Source organism: [Clostridium] aminophilum, from assembly GCF_900101295.1.
Classification (GTDB): Bacteria; Bacillota; Clostridia; order Lachnospirales; family Lachnospiraceae; genus Clostridium_R; species Clostridium_R aminophilum_A.
Window position 1 is genome coordinate 1 of the sequence record NZ_FOIL01000053.1, and the last position, 18,451, is coordinate 18,451.

Annotated in this window: 12 protein-coding genes; 11 read left to right on the forward strand and 1 reads right to left on the reverse strand. The window is 50.8% G+C overall.

Annotation, left to right across the window (positions count from 1 at the left end; all coding sequences use genetic code 11):
* Positions 1-225 precede the first annotated feature (225 nt).
* Entirely contained in the window at positions 226-846 is a 621-nt protein-coding gene (gene fliY, locus BMW41_RS11695; RefSeq protein WP_038288057.1) for a flagellar motor switch phosphatase FliY, read from the forward strand.
* A 116-nt stretch (positions 847-962) separates the two neighbouring features.
* Here fliY and BMW41_RS11700 read toward each other — a convergent pair whose 3' ends face one another.
* Positions 963-3,410, reverse strand: a complete 2,448-nt coding sequence (locus tag BMW41_RS11700) for a hypothetical protein (RefSeq protein WP_074650240.1) — start codon at positions 3,408-3,410, stop codon at positions 963-965.
* 245 nt (positions 3,411-3,655) lie between these two features.
* Here BMW41_RS11700 and BMW41_RS11705 point away from each other — a divergent pair, with 245 nt between their 5' ends.
* The 10 genes from BMW41_RS11705 to dctP form a co-directional block, all read left to right on the forward strand.
* Positions 3,656-6,574 (forward strand): non-ribosomal peptide synthetase, encoded by a 2,919-nt coding sequence (locus tag BMW41_RS11705; RefSeq protein WP_074650241.1) that lies wholly within the window; start codon positions 3,656-3,658, stop codon positions 6,572-6,574.
* 75 nt (positions 6,575-6,649) lie between these two features.
* A complete protein-coding gene (locus BMW41_RS11710; protein WP_074650242.1) occupies positions 6,650-8,191 on the forward strand; it encodes a sodium:solute symporter family protein in 1,542 nt (513 codons plus the stop codon).
* 182 nt (positions 8,192-8,373) lie between these two features.
* Positions 8,374-9,993, forward strand: coding sequence for a sensor domain-containing diguanylate cyclase (locus tag BMW41_RS11715; RefSeq protein ID WP_074650243.1), 1,620 nt, complete (start codon positions 8,374-8,376; stop codon positions 9,991-9,993).
* Positions 9,994-10,166: 173 nt separating this feature from the next.
* Positions 10,167-11,423, forward strand: a complete 1,257-nt coding sequence (locus tag BMW41_RS11720) for an amidohydrolase family protein (protein WP_074650244.1) — start codon at positions 10,167-10,169, stop codon at positions 11,421-11,423.
* Between the two features lie 53 nt (positions 11,424-11,476).
* Positions 11,477-12,031 (forward strand): hypothetical protein, encoded by a 555-nt coding sequence (locus tag BMW41_RS11725; RefSeq protein WP_074650245.1) that lies wholly within the window; start codon positions 11,477-11,479, stop codon positions 12,029-12,031.
* Complete coding sequence (locus BMW41_RS11730) at positions 12,028-12,558, forward strand: hypothetical protein (RefSeq protein ID WP_074650246.1); 531 nt, start codon at positions 12,028-12,030, stop codon at positions 12,556-12,558. The genes BMW41_RS11725 and BMW41_RS11730 overlap by 4 nt, the downstream gene beginning before the upstream one ends.
* Positions 12,559-12,574: 16 nt before the next feature.
* Complete coding sequence (locus BMW41_RS11735) at positions 12,575-13,675, forward strand: DUF6765 family protein (protein ID WP_074650247.1); 1,101 nt, start codon at positions 12,575-12,577, stop codon at positions 13,673-13,675.
* A gap of 87 nt (positions 13,676-13,762) precedes the next feature.
* Positions 13,763-16,222, forward strand: a complete 2,460-nt coding sequence (locus BMW41_RS11740; protein ID WP_074650248.1) for an HD domain-containing phosphohydrolase — start codon at positions 13,763-13,765, stop codon at positions 16,220-16,222.
* 369 nt (positions 16,223-16,591) lie between these two features.
* Positions 16,592-17,632 (forward strand): LacI family DNA-binding transcriptional regulator, encoded by a 1,041-nt coding sequence (locus BMW41_RS11745; protein WP_031472115.1) that lies wholly within the window; start codon positions 16,592-16,594, stop codon positions 17,630-17,632.
* A 296-nt stretch (positions 17,633-17,928) separates the two neighbouring features.
* The coding region (gene dctP / locus BMW41_RS11750; protein WP_177171235.1) for a TRAP transporter substrate-binding protein DctP at positions 17,929-18,451 on the forward strand (523 nt) is incomplete at its 3' end.

The window sequence follows — 18,451 nt, forward strand, 5'->3', positions numbered from 1 at the left end:
TTTACACCATCAGCCGGGCTCTTTGGAGCCCGGCTGAATTCTTTTTACAGGAAAAGGGCCGACGCACTAACTTGAGTTAGTGCGCCAGCCCCTTTCAAAAAATAATAAAAAAAGATAATCAGACTACAGAAAGATATAATGATTTAAGAAGTCTTACCGATAATATAGATAAGTGTGATTTAAAAGAACCGACTGTTTTTGTACATAGGAATAATGGAGACAAGTATGGAGCTTATTTCAAAGGAAGAAATCGATATCTTAGGTGAGATTGCCAATATCAGTATGGGAAATGCGGCCACAGCCCTGAGCATCATGCTGAATCAGCGCGTGGACATTACGACGCCGAGAATCAGCGTGATCAATCGAAGTGAGTCGTTGGATGACTATGAGAAAACCTGTATTTTTGTGCAGATTCACTATGTAAAGGGCCTGAGTGGCAACAATGTCCTGATTCTGAAGGAACATGACGTGCTCAGCATGACTGATATGATGATGGGCGGCGACGGCACGAGTCCGGATCCGGAAGTGAATGAGATGCATTTGAGCGCAGCATCGGAGGCCATGAACCAGATGATGGGAAAGGCGGCCACCTCCATGGCGACCCTGTATGATACCATGGTGGATATCAGCACGCCGGATGTTCACAAGATTGATGTGGAGAGTGTCAAGACGTTTGAGAAAATGTTTGAGTCCAATTCGGAAAAGTTTATCAAGATTTCGTTCCGCATTGAGGTCAGCAATGTCATCGATTCCACGATGGTACAGCTTTATCCGGTTTCCTTTGCGATGGAGATGGTAGAGAAGTTCCGCCAGCGGAAAGCGGCGGGAGCGATCGGGAAAGAGTAAAAAAAAACGGGCGCCTTCGCATTTCTGCGAGGCGTCCGCTGATTTGTTATGTGGGAATTATTCAGATTATTTCCCGGGGGGACAAGAGCGGTTCACGGGAAAGAGATTGATCGGTATCATCCCGTTTCAACGCGGCTTGCTCCGCCACTAAAAGCTGCAAATGGTTGAAACCCTGAGTTTCCGTTCGTCTGCAAGTTGATGGCAGCTGCTGATGTGTCGCTGCTTTCTGCTAAGGCTGTCGTGGCCGCTGAGGTGACCATTGCGGCGGTGTGAGTTTGAGCGGCCAGTGACGGATCATTTGTTTCAGCCTGTCTCGCGGAATCCTCCGCCACGGCTGTCGCTGCAACTCCTGCTGCCGCTGTTTCTCCGCTTGTAACCGGAATGGTCTTTGCCGCGGTCGCAGATGTGCCAACATAAATCTCGATCGCATTCCCGGTGAATACGATGCGGAGCGGCTGACCGTCTGCGTTAAGGCCGTTCAACATTTCAGCAGAGATGATGAATTCACTTCCCTGGGTTCTGAGGCAGAACTGCGTGCCGCCGGATGCGATGAAGTTTCCAAGATCCTCGGAAGAAAGAACTACGCTGTTGTCACTGCCCACAGAAGCGGAAAGAATTCCTTTATCGATTGCTGTTTTCGTCGGGACAAGTTCTGCCGGAGCCTGTATCTGCGGTTCCGATTCCTGGCCATATCCCGCCGGCGGATTGCCGCCGTCATCGCTGTCATCGCCGCCGGTTTTGACGATCGGTGCCATTTTCAGACTGACCATGACGCCGCCGCCTGTTGGTACGGTGAGGTAATACTCTCCGTATCTGTCTTTGCGAAGAGAAGTTCTCTGCGCTTCGTCGCTGTATGCAGCGACAATGTAGTATCCATCCGGAACATTGAGTTTCACGGAGACGGTTTCGCCGACATGACCGACATTGTAATCGGAGGTAATGCCGTCATGGTCTGTGATCTCTTTTTTACGGCTGTCGACGAATTTGACGGTGCCGTCAGTATTCTTATCGACCTTGAGGATATAATCAATGGTTTTTTCAAATGCTTTTGCAGCCTTGGAATACTTGAGACCTTTTTCTGTTTGTTCCATGGCGATACTCTTCTTTTTCGCTGTATCGATCTTCCATACGGTCAGGTTCAGATTGTCTGCCGCATTTTTCGCCAGAACGACCGAGGTCCCTTTCGCATTCAGCGTACCTTCAATCACAACATTGGTCTTCCCGCTGTTTATGGAATCCAGGTCAAGGATACCGGTTCCGGTCGAAACGACATCACCGGCAACCCATACGGTGGCGGTTGTATCCGGTGTTTTCTCATAAGGAACCATGTCCGCTGTTTTCTCATAAGGAACTATGTCCGGTTCGATGGGGATGATCTTGATTCCGGCGGAGTCGTCATTACCGAGAGCAAGGATATTCTCATAGATATTGGCCTCCAGTACGGAACTCTCTCCGTTCAGAACGACAATGACACCGGTGGCGGATTTTTTATCGCTGGTGGCAGATACATTTTCCAAGATATCGGCATAGGCTTTTCCGTTGCGGGCGCCTAATTCCAGGCCGGTCGCTTCTGATTCCCCGGAAGATGCGTTGACATCATCCAAAGAAATGACTTCCACTGTGGCGCCATCTTCGGCTGACATACGGATGCCGGTTGCTTCCGAAGTGACGGAGTTCGCGGATACTCCGCCATCGATGGAAATCTCGGTGGTTGGGGCTGCTTTTTCATCGGAGCGGTAGCCGTTCACATAAGCACCGATAGCGCTTCCTTCTATGGAAGAAGCTTCTACGGCACCTCCGATTTCTGCGTTCGTTGTTCCGCCGGAGTTATCGGACCAAAAACCGATGGCGTCTCCGTCGGTGGTTTGGGCGGTTATATTATTTCCGACTTCGAGAGTGGTATTGCCCGAAGAATTCTCAGAGTGAAAACCTGTAGCGTCTCCCTCTATGGAATGAGCAGTTACATCATTGCTGACGACAAGGTTGGTATTGCCGCCGGAGTTCTCGGAAATAATGCCGTTGGCATAGCCGTAACTGGAATCGGCGGTTACATCGCCGCCCACATCAATGGTCGTTTCCCCTTTGGAGGTCGAGGTGTCAATACCTTTGGTATATGCATCTTCGGTTTCGGATCTGGAGGTGATGGATCCGGTCCAAACGGAGACATCTCCTTTTCCATCATTATTCACGGAAACACCTGTCCCGATGGAAGGCTCATCGTCCGGACTGTTGTTGCTGACTTCGATATCGCCGCCAACGGTTACGGTGATGTCTCCGTCTTGATCTTCCCGCTCATGGTTTACTTCCAGACCGGTGATATAGTCTCCGGGTTCCGTGCTTCCGACAGAGATCCCTCCGCCAACATTAACACTCATGTCTTCATTTCCGCCGTCGTCTGCCGTGACGGAGAGACCGGTTTTGTCGGAAGTTTCGATGTCGTCTTCAAAATTCCTGTCCGTATTGACGATCTCACACGGATTGTCATAACCCGCCATCGCGGGCGACACCGTCGAGATCGAGAGATAAGATGCCGCAAGAATACCGGCAGTGATTCGTTTTTTCATGCGTACCTCCTGTTTCTTTTACTGAGAGTCCACTGCTGTGTGGGTTTGTGGCTAAAATATATAATAAGAGTTTTTTTTCTTGGATACAATAGAGATAATAACAAACATTATTAAATAAATATAAAACAATAGAGGTGACATTTTAGACAAGAGAGAGTTTTATGGTATAATTATATTAAATAATAGAAGCTATTTTCTTTGCTCTGAGAGATTTTCAACGAAAATTTTACGAGGGGGTCACGGACATGAGACGTTTCATGGACAGGATGGCAGAGATTATATCGCGTTATCGTTACAGAACCGCGTTTACGGATGGCAAGGAGACGCTTACCTATCTGGAACTGGATCAGGAATCTGCAAAGATATACCGGTATCTGAAGGAAAAGGGGATCGGAAAAGAACAGTTTGTCACGATCCTGATGCCGAGAAATATCCATTTTTTCAGCTGTATGCTGGGCGTCTGGAAGGCCGGCGCCGCTTACGTCATGATGGAAGAGGGGTATCCTGCCGAACGGGTGGCGTTTGTTCAGGAAAACTGCCGGTCGGTTATGACGATCGATCAGCCGCTGGTGACCCGAATACTGGCAGACTGCGAGCCGTTATACGGGTATGAAGAGACGGATCTTCATGACGCTGCTTATGCGGTCTATACTTCCGGATCCACCGGGAATCCGAAGGGCGTTCTTCACGAATACGGAAATGTGGATCAGTGCGCCGCCGTAACGCCGGAAAAAGAGTCTTATCCGGAAACGGTGTTTGCCTACAGCGCCGCGCTGAACTTCGTTGCGGCGCAGTTATATCTGATCGATGCCACGCTGAGCGCAAAGACGGTTTTTCTGATCTCCGGTGATCTCCTTCGGGATTACGATTCTCTTCAGAGAACCCTGGAAGATCAGCGGGTGGAGAGCATCTTTTTCCCGCCGTCTTTCCTTCGCCACTACAGCAGACCGGCGCGATTCCTGAAAAAGATCTATACCGGCAGTGCACCGGCCAATGATATTTATTTTCCGGGAGGACCGGAAGTAGAGCACAATTATGCCATGTCTGAGACCGGATTTTTTGTCTTTCAGTATATCCTGGACCGGGCATACGACATTGCTCCGCTCGGAAAACCGACGCTTTCCCTGGGCATGATCCTTCTCCGGGAGGATGACACCCTTGTGGAAGCTGCGGGGGAGCAGGGGGAACTGTGTTTTATCAATGATTATATCCGCGGATACATCGATCTTCCGGAACAGACCGACCGGGCCTTCCGGCCGTCACCGCTGAATCCGGAGATCCGCCTGTTCCACACCGGCGATATGGCATACCGGGATGAGGAGGGAAGATATTATATCGCCGGACGGATCGATGACATGATGAAGATCGACGGCAACCGCATCGAACCGGCCGAGATCGAGACGGCAGTCAAGAAACTGACCGGTCTGGAGGATGTCATGGTCCGGGGATTTCAGGATAAATCCCGCGCTTATGTGGCGGCCTATGTCATCAAAAAAGAGGCGGTGGAAAAGGGACTGTGGGACGGCACCACTCTTGCCATAGACCGCGACGCGCTGGCAAAGCGGTTGCCGTATTACATGATACCGACGTATTTTATTGCCGTGGAGCAGTTTCCGAAAAATGCCAACGGAAAGTTTGTCCGCAAACAGCTTCCTGCCCCGGATATCACAAAATATTTTGCGGAATATGCCCAGCCAGAGACCGGACTTCAGAAGAAACTGTGCGCGGAGTTTGAACAGGTGCTTCAGCTCTCGAGGATCGGTATCCACGATGATTTCTATGCGCTCGGAGGAGATTCCCTTGCGACGCTGACCCTTCTCGGCCGGCTGAACCTCCCGGGGCTGTCCGCGATGGATATCTTTTACGGACGAACGCCGGAGAAGATCGCCAAGGCATACGAATCCGGCGAAGTGCAGCAGAGACCGATTGAGGAACGGGAGAGGGCGGCCCGAAAAAGAGAATATCCGCTTACGCCGTTTCAGCTGAATATGTTTGACTATCAGTTGTGCGCGCCTCAGAGCTGTATGTGGAATATTCCGATGATGTTCACGATTTCGGCGGAGTCAGTGGATGTTTCCCGGTTCCGGGATGCGGTTCGAAAAATGATGGAACATCATCCGATCTTCCGTACCATCGTCTTTTTCGATGAGGATGGAAGGGTGATGCAGCGCTATGAACCGTCGATCCGGCCGGAATCACGGTTTGAAGAGCTTTCAGAAGCGGAGTTCGGAAAACGGAGGACGGAACTGAACCATCCGATCCGTATGATGCACGCTCCGCTGATCGAGACGGCGGTCTTCCTGACGGAGGATCATCTCTATTTCTTCCTGCTGTCGCATCACATCATGATCGACGGAACCGGACTGAACCTCCTTCTGGAGGCTCTCTGGGATTATTATGACGGGGAGAAAGAACCGGCGGTGGACACTTGGTTTGCCTATCTGGATCAGGAACAGAAGAATAAGGATCAGAGTCGGTATCGGCAGGCGGAGCAGTATTTCAAACAGGAGTATGAAGACAGCAAATGGTGCTGCAACTTAAAGGCCGACCACGAATCCAGAGATCTGAACGTTCAGTCCTTTACCATACAGTCTGCACTGACGGAATCAAAACTTCAGAAGATCAAACAGAACACGCAGCTTTCGCCCAATGAACTCTGTGCGGCCATTACGCTTCTGGCGATGTCCGAGACGGAGTCGGAAGAACGTGTCATGCTGCACTGGGTATTCCAGAACCGTCTCACACCGGAGAGCGAATCGGCGGGAGGCCTCACGATACGTCTGCTTCCGGTCGGCGTTTCCGTGTCTCCGGATGAAGACCGGAAAGAAGTGCTTCGCCGGATCTCCGCGCGGATCAGGGAAGGAATCGCCAACAGCGCCAGTGACTGGTGCCTTGCCAATGAGTCTGTTTTCCAGAATGATGCGCTGTTCCTGGTGTATGAGGCGTCCATCATGGATATGGAGTGCATGAAGGCGCATCATGCAGAGGTGGAAATCCTTCCGAATCCCGACGATACAGCGGTTCGCCGAACTGCCATGCAGGTTCTTGCCGCGTCGGACGGTCTGATCTTCCGGTTCCTTTATATCGGCGCGCTGTATGACGAAGCGCACATCGCCTCGTTCCGGAAGGCTCTGGAGAAATGGATAAAATATATGAGTGACTGACTTCAGAAAAATCGGGATCAACGGAAGTCGCGGCTGCAGTGGACGAGAAGAACAGTGCTTTTCAGGAGGGAAATTATGACAATCAGGGTTCTTTTGCTGTTGGCCTTCTTTGCGGTAATGCTGATCATCGGATTCGTTTACCGGAGGAATTCCTCAAGCGTCAATGGTTTTATCCTGGGCGGACGAAACGTCGGACCTTGGGTTACGGCGTTTGCCTACGGAACATCTTATTTTTCAGCGGTCATCTTTGTGGGATATGCGGGCCAGTTTGGCTGGAAATACGGGATTGCCGCTTCATGGATCGGGATCGGCAATGCCCTGATCGGTTCGCTCCTTGCCTGGAAGATTCTCGGAAGGCGGACCAGAATCATGTCGCAGCAGCTGGAATCCGCCACCATGCCGCAGTTTTTTGCGGCAAGATTCGGCGGAGAGTCTCTGAAGATCGCATCTGCCCTGATCACCTTTGTTTTTCTGATCCCGTATACCGCTTCGCTGTACAACGGCCTTTCCCGGCTTTTCGGAATGGCTTTCGATATCGATTATTCTGTCTGCGTCATCGCCATGGCGGTGCTCACCGGGATTTACGTCATCGCGGGCGGTTATATGGCAGCCGCGATCAATGATTTTATTCAGGGGATCATTATGATCGTGGGGATTGTCGCCGTCATTGTCTCGGTTTTGAACGGTCAGGGCGGTTTTATGGCAGCGATTGACCGGCTGGCGCAGGTCAGTGATGCGGGAGTGTCGACTTCACCGGGCGTATTTGCTTCCTTTTTCGGGCCGGATCCGCTGAGTCTTCTCGGTGTTGTGATTCTCACTTCCCTTGGGACCTGGGGGCTTCCGCAGATGGTTCAGAAATTTTATGCAATCCAATCGGAAAAAGCCATCGAAAAAGGAACGATCGTATCTACCTTTTTCGCGTTTGTGGTGGCGGGGGGATGTTATTTCCTCGGCGGATTTGGACGACTGTTTTCTGACCGGGTCAATGTTGCCGTTGAAGGGTATGACAGCATTGTTCCGGCGATGCTGTCCGGACTTTCCGGGACACTGATCGCCGTGGTGGTTGTGCTTGTTCTCTCCGCGTCCATGTCTACCCTTTCCTCGCTGGTTCTTACCAGCTCCTCCACGCTGACTCTGGATCTTCTGAAGGGTCACGTTATCAAAGATCCGGATGAAAAACAGCAGCTGTTCCTGATGCGGTTTCTGATCGTGGTCTTTGTGGCGATCTCCGTGGTGATCGCGATCATTCAGTATAAGCGGAACGTGTCATTTATCGCACAGCTCATGGGCGTATCCTGGGGGGCTTTGGCCGGCGCGTTTCTTGCGCCGTTCCTGTACGGATTATACTGGAAGGGAACTTCAGCGGCCGGTGTATGGTGCAATTTTATCTTTTCCACCGTGGTCATGATTCTGAATATGGCCATACGTCCGGATTTTCCGCCGCTTCTTCAGTCGCCGATCAATGCGGGAGCTTTCTGTATGCTGGCAGGTTTTGTGATCGTCCCGGCGGTGTCGTTCTTTACGAAGAAGCCGGATCGCAGCCGGATCGATGCCGCATTTGCCTGCTATGACCGGGAGGTCACGGTTCATCAGATCCGATCTCTGTCCGATCTGTAAAGAGGGGGACGGGAGAGAGGATGCCTGCATACGTCGGTTTCCGAAGGATCACCGAAGAATTAAAAAAGAGTTAAAATGAACAGAAAATAAACTGCCTGACATGTAATCTTCCGGATGAATCGTGGTACAATGAAAAAAACAGAGAGAATTGTCTTTGGAACACAGGAAAGAAGGTTTTCGTTATGCGATCGATTCGAACGAAGATTACTACGGTGACAATATGTGCGATTGTATTTACGATGATTATCGCAACCGTCTTTGGTCTGACAGCGATCCGGAATATCGGAACCGGCAGCGCAGAACAGACGATGCTTCTTCTCTGTGAGTCCGGACAGAAGAATATCAACTCCTATCTTGAGGATGTGGAACAGGAAGTGCGGACCATCTCCGTGTACGTTGAGTCGGATCTGGACGGGCTGGAAAATGAAAAACTGCAGGCCCATCTGGACCGTGTCAGCGATTTCTTTCGCAAGGTGCTGTACCGGACAAACGGCATCAAGACATATTACTACCGGATCGATCCGTCGGTCTCGCCGGTGGTGAAGGGCTTCTGGTATGTGAGAGATGCCGGAAGGGGATTTCAGGAGCATGAAGTGACCGATATCACCAAGTATGATACGGAAGATACCACGCAGCTGGTCTGGTTCTCGGTGCCGAAAGCGAAGGGAAAACCGGTCTGGCTTCCGAATTATCTCACAGAGAATCTGAATGAACGGGTCATTTCCTACAACAGTCCGGTATATTACAAAGGTCGCTTTGTGGGAGTGATCGGCATTGAGATGGATTATCGCTTTATCACGGATCAGATCGATCATATCACGCTGTTTGAAAATGGATATGCATTTATCAATGATTCCCAGGGCCGTCTGGTATATCACCCGAGAATGGATGTCAATGAGATGGAAACACTTCCGGCGGTTCCGACCGGTCTGGAAAGCGATGAACGGGTCATTCATTACCGGTATGAGGATGTTGAAAAAATAGCCGTTTCCCTTCCGCTGATCAACGGAAACCGGCTGAACGTTTCGGCACCGATGGCGGAGATCGACAGAACCTGGAAGCAGTGGACCAATATGATGGTTGTTGTGTTCGGTTTGCTGGTGCTTGTATTTATCACCATTTTTATGCGATATACCAGGAGAATCACAAAACCGCTGGAGGATCTAACCAAAGTTGCGGAACAGATTGATGCGGGAAATTATGATCAGAAACTGGAGTATACCGGAAAGGATGAGATTGGACAGCTGACGCAGACCATCAACCGGGTCACGGCGAATCTGAAAAAGTATATCTCGGACCTGAATGATCTGGCCTATGCGGATGCATTGACCGTTCTTCATAACAAAGGAGCTTTTGACATCTGGCTCGGAAAACTGCAGGCGCAGGCACATGAGGCTGACGGGACAACGGAATTTGCCATCTGCATTTTTGACTGCAACAATCTCAAGATAATCAACGATCAGAACGGGCACGACAAGGGCGATATTTACCTGAAGGAAACGGCAAGGGTGATCTGCGAGGTATATCGGCACAGCCCGGTGTTCCGGATCGGAGGAGACGAGTTTGCCGCGATTCTGGTGGGTGACGATTACTGTAACAGGGAAGAACTTCTCCGCATTTTTGACAGCCGGTGTCAGGAAACAAGGGAGCGTGAGAACGAGGAGTGGAAGAAAGTCAATGTTGCCCGCGGCATGGCTGTCTATGATGCCGGGGAGGATGAGTCGGTTCACGATGTGGTACGCCGGGCCGACAAGAAGATGTATGAGAATAAGTGGGAGAGTAAAAAAGGGATTCCTCGATGAACATTTTTCCGCGGATATGGAAACTGCCGATGCTCCGGAGCGTCGGCAGTTTTTTTGTTCCTCAACGGGAAAATGGATCATGAAGTGCTTAAATTCACAGGTAAAATAATGTATAATATTATTTGAATTATACTCCTTTGTGGAATCAAAAAGAATAGTTGTGGAGACAATATATGAAATTATTACATGCTGACATTGTTTACGCGGAGGACCGGGAACATCTGGCGATTCATCCGGACAGTTATATCGCGGTGGAAGACGGGATTGTTAAGGGGATCTGGCGGAAGATTCCGGAGAAGTTCCGGGGGATTCCGGTGACCGATTACGGCGACGGTGTGCTGATTCCGGCGTTTTCCGATCTTCACGTCCATGCGCCCCAGTACCTGAATCGCGGTCTGGAGATGGATCTTCTGCTGGAGGACTGGCTGAATCAGTGCACTTTTCCGATGGAAGAGCAATTCGCGGATCCGGAGTTTGCAAAACTCGTGTACGATGCGTTCCTGGACGACATGATCGCGAACGGCACCATGCATGCCTGTGTGTACGGTACGATTCACTCTGAGGCGACAGGCTATCTTCTGGAGAGTATGGACCGCAGAGGAATGAGAGGCTTCGTCGGAAAGATCAACATGGACCGGAACGCCCGGGAGGATCTTCTGGAAGCACCGGAGACCGCGATCCGTGAGACGGAGGTCTTTCTGGAACGGTACGGAAGCAACCGTTATACCAGACCGATCCTGACCCCGAGGTTTGCGCCGACCTGTACCCCGGAACTGATTGCCGGAATCGGTAAGCTCGGAAAAAAGTACCGGGTCGGGGTACAGACACATCTTGTGGAATCCCGATGGGAGGCGGAACAGGCAAGGATTCTCTATCCGGAGTGTTCCTGCGACACGGAGATCTATGAGAGAGCGGGACTATTGGACAACGGACCGGTCATTGGCGGACATTTCATTTTTCCGACAGAGGATGACGTCCGGATTCTGCAGAAACACGGCGGATATGCGGTACAGTGTCCGGATTCGACCATCAGTATCATCGCGGGGATTATGCAGACGGGCACACTGCTCGACCGGGGAGTAAAAGTCGGACTCGGAAGCGATATCTCGGCGGGACATCATATCGGCGTGTTCACGCAGGTTGCCCGTTCGGTTCAGCTGTCAAAACTGAAGCAGTTCTATGAGCCGGACGGAAACCGGAAGATTTCTTTCGCGGAAGCATTCTGGATGGCGACAAAGCAGAGCGGGGATCTCTTTGGCGGTACCGGTTCCCTCGAACCGGGCAGTGTGTTCGATGCCCTTGTGATCGACGGACTCTCCGATGCGGCGAGAAAACTCACGCCGGAGCAGACGGTGGAACGGTTCTGTTACATCGGAACAAAGGAGAACATCCGGGCACGGTACATGAACGGAGAGCTGCTGGAACGCTGACGGCCGGAAATCGACGATAACGCATGGCAGGAAAAGGGCATAGGGAGGCAGAAATGGAAAAATGTACATATACACCGCAAAACGGTGAGACGGAAATTCTGCTGAGACGGTACAACGATGCGTTTGCGATCTGCGGCGTTGCGGTTATCGTTTTCTCACTGTGGGATATCCTGAAAATGTTTGTTGGTTTTTTTCTCGGGGAAGAGACCTTCGACAAGATTATCGCGGAAACGCTCAGCACCATTGAGATTCCGGAAGAGGTTTCGGCGGAAACCGTCCGTCTGGTTGTCTGGGCAGTAATGATCGGAGTAATACTGATTCTGTCGGCGATGGTCTTTTTGTTCCATCTTTATATCGGGTTGAATGCGTTTCGCGAGGGACGGGGGATCCGAAAGAAGAAATCGAAGACGTATCTTGTTCTGGCTGCACTGGTCCTGGTTTTCTCCGGTGCACTGATGGTATCCAGTGTGGTTATCTTTTTTGGTCAGGAAAACCATGGAGGTGTTCGGCTTGCGTCCCTCCTTCTCGAATTTACATCCTTCTTCAATTATGCCTATCTTATGTACTCGGCGTATAAGATTCATTGTCTGAAACGAGGTGCGTTATGACGATATGGCAGAGACTTCGGCAGATTATTATCGGACTGGTCCTGTTTCCGGTGGGGATTCTTCTGATGCTGTTCGGCGGAGAGGTGTATACGCTGATTATCGGACTCTATTCTCTGGCTCTGGAAATCTATGGAGTCCGCAAGGTATGGTATTTCATTCGAATGGCAAGGTTCATGACGGGAGGCCGCAGAATCCTGTACCGCGGAATTCTGGCTTTCGATTTCGGCATATTTGCCGGATCACTGGTGTGGGTTCCGCAGATCTATATTCTGCTGTACCTTACCGGAACGATGGCCTTTTCCGGTCTGGTGGATATTCTGCGGGCAAAGGAATCCAAAGATATTGACGGACCGTGGAAAATGAAGACGTTTCAGGGCGCAACGGAGATCGGGGTTGCGGTTTTGTGTGTTCTCTTTCTGAGAACGCCGGATTATGTGGTGGAGATTTTTGCCGTTGGTCTGATCTTTTCGGCAGTGATGCGGATTCTGAGTGCATTCCGCCGGACGCCGGTGATCATGATCGATTAGCATGGGGGGAATTGGCATGCAGGAAGATTTTCATTATTACGCGACATACTGCGCCGCAGCGCTGGCCGGGTATGATCACGGGAAAAGTCTTGAGATCTGCTACTGTGCGCAGATGGTGGATCATTGCTCCAGAACGTTTCTGAAAAAGGTGGGCGGGCCGGCGCAGGCTGCCACCACGCAGCTGAAACTGGAACTGATGGATGCGCGGACGGACCGTCTGGGACTTTGGGATATCACGGGAATCTGGTCATCGTTCCATTTTCTTCCGAGGGACCTTTATGCCGATGTCCGGAGAGGATCCAAAAATTATAAAGATAAATTCCGTCTGATCTGCGGACCGAACGGGGATCTTCTGACGGATACGGTCACCCTGGCAAAAGGGAAGGGGACGCAGGCAGCAGGTGTTGCAATGCACGTGCTGGCCGACACCTGGGCCCATACATACTTTGCAGGGACGCCGTCTCTGGTGATCAATAATACCGATGCTCATTTCTATGAACTGTTTGAGCAGGAAGACGGGAGTTTTTCGAAAAAGAAGATTGTGTTCTCACACAATCCGTCCGCGGCCGAAGATCCGGAGAAAGGAGTCTACGTCGGCAGCATGTATCAGTCATCGGAAAATTCCATCATGAATCTGGGACACGGAAGAGCGGGACACCTGCCGGATTACAGCTTTATCCGGTACGTCTATCAGCCGGCATGGGGAGATTACCGGGAGATTTTGAAGGATAATCCGTCTGACTATTACTGTGCATTTTCACAGATGGTTTATGCTCTGAAGTATCTTCGCGGTGAATATGAGTGCTTTGAAAAAGATACCTATGCTGATGAGGTGATCCGGCCGTACTCGGAACGGATCCGTGAGATCATCCGGAAACGGCAGGTGGATGCATCGGCGGACTGGAAGGCCTTCGGAGAAAGTCTGACGAAAGAGACCATCCCCGCGTTTGACCGGGAGGCATATTCGGAAGAGTACATGAATGCGGAATCCACGAAGAAAAAGGAGTCTTTTTTAGGCGGATTTCTGGAGGCGGCGCTGCGTCAGAAGGGAATGGCAACATCCCGGATTCGGGAATCGGGAAACCGTCTGGCCGGTATCGCGAAAGTCAAGTTGTAACGGCAGGTGCTCATATTATATAATATCAGCAGATATTTATGAGAATAAAACAGGACTTCAGAGATTACGGATGCCGGAGGTCAGAGTATGACATTTGACAGCTTTGAAAATATTGTCTCGCTTCTCGGTACCATCGTAGGACTTTTGTATTGCGTCTTTAAGTATATAGAGACTCCGAAGCGCGGCTATCGAATCATCATCGCCTTTTTTCTCGCGAATTTTCTGAGCGAGTATTATTGGACGGTTTATCAGCTGATCATGCCTTCCTACCCGGAGGTATCCGAGTTTGTGGCATATTTCGGCTGGAATATCAGTTACTGCCTTCTTCTTACGGCGGTTTATTTCATGCGCCATGAAAGCGCACAGCGTTATTTTCATCCTGTCATGCTGCTGCCGGTGGTGACCGGCGTTCCCTTATTCTGTCTTTATATCCAATACGGCGGCATTCTGAACAATACCTGGGAAGTCGGAATTACAACGCTTACGCTGATATTCTGTCTGCAGGATCTGATGAGTTACCGGGCAAAACGGGGACAGAGGATTGTTTTTCCCTGGTTTTCGCTGACAGCGCTGTTGTATATCGTCACCGATTATATATTGTGGACAGCCTCCTGTTTTACCTGGAAGAATGCGCTGGTTGATCCCTATCTGTATTTTTCGGTAATCGGGTGCATCTGTCGGATTCTTCTGGTGTACGGAGCATCGAAATATTATGAACTGAGAGAAAAAGACCGGATTCAGAGAAGCGTATCGGAACTCGGTCTTCAGGTTGCGGTTCAGGCGATCGTCACCATTCTCATTCTGGGGATCTGCACCGCAGGATTATTTTTTGCGGTCATGATCCGTGATTCTTTTTCGCTGCGGTTTCCGGCGATTCTGAACGAAGATCCCATCGTCAGCTGTCTGTTTTCCATCTCAGCCGTTCTGATTATCCTGATTCTGGGTCTGCTCTATGTGATGGGCTCGCGCTACCGCTGGATTCTGGCGGAGGGAAAGCACATGAGCGCCGGACGGCGGAGCAGGATCAACTTCTTCTTTACCATCACGGTCACACTGATTCTGATGGTGCTTGCAGTGGCATATAACAGTACGGTTCTGTACCGGGCATCGGTTGTCGGTATGTATGAAGACGGCGAAGAGGCGATCAAAGCATCGGCGACCGATCTGGAAAATTATCTGACAGTGGCAGTGACCACGGTACGGGTTGCGGCGGACAGCGTCGATCTCATGAAACAGAGCGGAAGGTCAAAGCAGGAGATTGAGCAGTATATCAAGGATCAGACCAGGAGAGTGGCGGAACAGTTCGACGAGAACTTCACCGGACTGTACGCCAGCATCGACGGAACCTATCTGGACGGTCTCGGATGGGAGCCGCCGGCAGACTATGATCCGACCGGGAGAGACTGGTATCGGACGGCACTGGCTGCAAACGGTGAAGTCGTGATCGTGTCTCCCTATGTCGACGCCCAGACCGGCGAGGTTGTCATTACCGTCGGAAAAGAGATTGCGGACAGTCCGAACGATGACGGCACTCCGTTCCGGAACGTCGTCTGCCTAGATGTGATTGTGGGCCACATCAGAGAAGTCATCCAGACGGAGGACATCGCCGGAAAAGGATACGGAATGGTGGTCAATGAAGACGGTTTTATCGTTGCCCACCGGGAAGAGGAAAAGAGCGGACAGTTCATCGACGCGCTGTACGATTCCGATCTTCTCGAAAAGATCAAAAACGCGGAAGAAGGCAGAATCACCGCAAAGGTCGACGGCGAAGACTGCACCTTGTTCGTGGCGCCGGTCATGAACCAGTGGTATTCCGTGATTGTGATCCGCGATGCGGAACTTCTGGAGGATACCTATTCCCAGCTGGCGGTCAATATTGTCGTGTCCATCATCATATTCTGCCTGATCACCTTCTTTTACTATATCGCGTATAAGAATGAGCAGACCTACGGAAAAAAAGTGGAGGAGATGAACCTTCAGGTCGTCACGGCACTTGCGGCTGCGGTTGACGCGAAGGATAAATACACCAACGGCCATTCCGCCCGCGTGGCGGAGTATTCCAGAATGATAGCGGCCCGCTGCGGATATTCCGAGCCGGATCAGGATGAGATCTATATGATGGGACTTTTGCATGATATCGGCAAGATCGGCGTTCCGGATGAGGTGATCAACAAGACCTCCCGGCTTTCCGAGGCGGAAAATAAGATTATCCAGAAGCATCCGGTCATCGGAAGCAGCATTCTGGAGAGTATCAAAGAGAATCCGAATCTGGCGGTTGCGGCAAGATGGCATCATGAATGCTATGACGGAAGCGGATATCCGGACGGAATTGCCGGCGAGGAGATTCCGGAGAAGGTCCGGATCATAGCTGTGGCGGATGCGTATGACGCCATGACCAGCAGACGGAGTTATCGAAATGTGATGCCGCAGAACACGGTGCTGGAGGAGCTCCGCAGGGGGATCGGAACGCAGTTTGATCCCAAAATTGTCAAAGTGATGATTGAACTGATTGAGGAAGACCGGGATTACCGGATGCGGGAGAAATAGTCCGCGGCAGAGATCCGGGAGAAACGTTGTTCACCGGCGGATTCTGATCATGAAGCTGGGGAAAGTGAACCGCAGCAGGACGGATCATGAAAAAAGGAGGGCGGAGGAGAGCGCGGAACAGGGAGGATGATACCGGTTCCATACGAAATGGATTGTTCGGATAAAAATACACAAAAAACAAGGATGAATTTAGGGCATAAAAGAAGATGAATCTAAAATTGAATAGACAAATCTAATAAATTACAATCGTAAACTTACGACATTGTGACGAAAGTATATTCTACACAGCACTTTAAAATTGACAAATCGGTTTCATAAACATATCATCAAGAAGGAAACAAAAAAGAAAAGAAAGGAGAGATCATAAACATGACGGCAAAACATGGCGGCACGAAAATCACCATCAATTATGTCGCGGAAAAGGCCGGTGTATCGAAGACGACTGTTTCGCGTTTTCTGAACGGTCGATTTGAGATGATCTCTGCCGATACAAGAGAACGAATTGCCAGTGTTGTGGAAGAACTCGACTACCGTCCGAACCGGATTGCGCAGAGCCTGAAATCACGGAGCAGCCGCACCATCGGATGTCTGGTCAGCGATATCGGCAGCCCGTTCTCCTCGATTCTGGTCAAGGGCATCAGCAGTGTTCTCAATGAACAGGGATATCGTCTGATCCTTGCGGACAGCGAGGATAATCCGGTTAACGAGAGAAATGCGATCGACAGTTTTCTGGAGAGTCAGGTAGACGGATTGATCGTGAACTCGACAGGAGCCAATGACCGGTTTCTTCTTCAGCTTCGGGACAACGGACTTCCGGTGGTCTTTGCGGACCGGTGCCTGTCCATTCCGGGAGAGATCGACACCGTCGAGACCAACAATACGGAGATGACCTGCAGCTGTATGCAGTATCTGAGCCGGATGGGGTACACGAAAGTCGGTTTCTTCGCAAACGGGATCGGCAAGAACACAACCCGGATGGCAAGACTTTCCGGTTATCTGAAAACGATGGAGGAAGTGTTCGGATACGATGGCCGGGATACCGTTTATGAGTATGTCAGCCATGGAGACGGTTCCGGATGCGCGGACAAAATCCTGAAATTCATCACGACGTATTCTCAGGAGAGAGTTGCGCTGTTTGCGGTAAACGGTGTGGCGATGCTCGACATTCTGAATGCACTTCAGAAGATGAAGCTTCAGGCCGGCGCGGATGTCGGTGTGTGCGGATTCGATAATTGGGGCTGGGCAGATCTGATCCCGCCGGGGATTACGACCATTGCGCAGGATTCCTTTGCGGTTGGCGCGGAAGCTGCGAAGATCATTCTGGACCGGCTGAGCGGTGAAGGAGACCCGGCATGCCGGAAAATTGTCCTTCCGAGCAAACTGGAGGTGCGTGGATCCACGGTCCGCTGAGAAGCGGGAATCCGGAAAACAATGGTTTTCCTCGCTGATGAAACCGTTACCATAGCAGACGGGAAAACTTCTAACGGAATGGGAAACATTTCAGCAGATAGAGATCGGAATTGATAAAGAAAAGTCAAAATAAATAACGTATATTATGCAAAACAACTGTAAATCGGATGGATTGTATCAGGATTAATACTTTTGCAAGTTAACAACGCATGTGAAACCGATACCATTTTAATAATCATTGTTTATTACCGCCGGAATAGGCCTGCGGTAACAATATATTAAGGGAGGAAAACAAGATGAAACGCAAAGTATTTGCAACGGCACTGACAATGAGCATGGTTATGGGGCTTGCGGCATGTGGAGGCGGATCTTCCGCACAGACTACGGCAGCTGCCGAGAACAAGACCGAGGCTGCAGGAACCACCGCGGCAGAGTCTGCTGCCGAGACGAAGGGTGCGGCTGCCGAGACCAAGGCAGACGGCGCAGTGACCGGAACAAAGCAGGGCGAGACTGTTCTGAAATGTGCATTTAACCAGTCTGCGGAGAACCCGGAGGCGGAAACCGTAAGAAGAATGAGCGATGAGCTCTATGATGCGACCAACGGCCGTTATTCCATCGAAGTATATCCGAATGAGCTTCTGGGAAATCAGGCAGATTCTCTTCAGTCGGTTGAGGTCGGTGCGATCGACATGGCACTGGTTGCAAACTCGATTGTAGAGGGTGTAAACCCGGATTTCGCCATCATCGGAACTCCGTACATTTATGACAGCGTAGAGCAGCAGGAAAAACTCTTTAAGTCCGGCGTGCTGGATGAGCTGT

What these genes read in the sequence shown, in the direction of transcription:
- fliY (WP_038288057.1), top strand. Translation starts at nt 226, where the DNA reads ATGGAGCTTATTTCAAAGGAAGAAATCGATATCTTAGGTGAGATTGCC.
- BMW41_RS11700 (WP_074650240.1), bottom strand. Translation starts at nt 3,410, where the DNA reads ATGAAAAAACGAATCACTGCCGGTATTCTTGCGGCATCTTATCTCTCG.
- BMW41_RS11705 (WP_074650241.1), top strand. Translation starts at nt 3,656, where the DNA reads ATGAGACGTTTCATGGACAGGATGGCAGAGATTATATCGCGTTATCGT.
- BMW41_RS11710 (WP_074650242.1), top strand. Translation starts at nt 6,650, where the DNA reads ATGACAATCAGGGTTCTTTTGCTGTTGGCCTTCTTTGCGGTAATGCTG.
- BMW41_RS11715 (WP_074650243.1), top strand. Translation starts at nt 8,374, where the DNA reads ATGCGATCGATTCGAACGAAGATTACTACGGTGACAATATGTGCGATT.
- BMW41_RS11720 (WP_074650244.1), top strand. Translation starts at nt 10,167, where the DNA reads ATGAAATTATTACATGCTGACATTGTTTACGCGGAGGACCGGGAACAT.
- BMW41_RS11725 (WP_074650245.1), top strand. Translation starts at nt 11,477, where the DNA reads ATGGAAAAATGTACATATACACCGCAAAACGGTGAGACGGAAATTCTG.
- BMW41_RS11730 (WP_074650246.1), top strand. Translation starts at nt 12,028, where the DNA reads ATGACGATATGGCAGAGACTTCGGCAGATTATTATCGGACTGGTCCTG.
- BMW41_RS11735 (WP_074650247.1), top strand. Translation starts at nt 12,575, where the DNA reads ATGCAGGAAGATTTTCATTATTACGCGACATACTGCGCCGCAGCGCTG.
- BMW41_RS11740 (WP_074650248.1), top strand. Translation starts at nt 13,763, where the DNA reads ATGACATTTGACAGCTTTGAAAATATTGTCTCGCTTCTCGGTACCATC.
- BMW41_RS11745 (WP_031472115.1), top strand. Translation starts at nt 16,592, where the DNA reads ATGACGGCAAAACATGGCGGCACGAAAATCACCATCAATTATGTCGCG.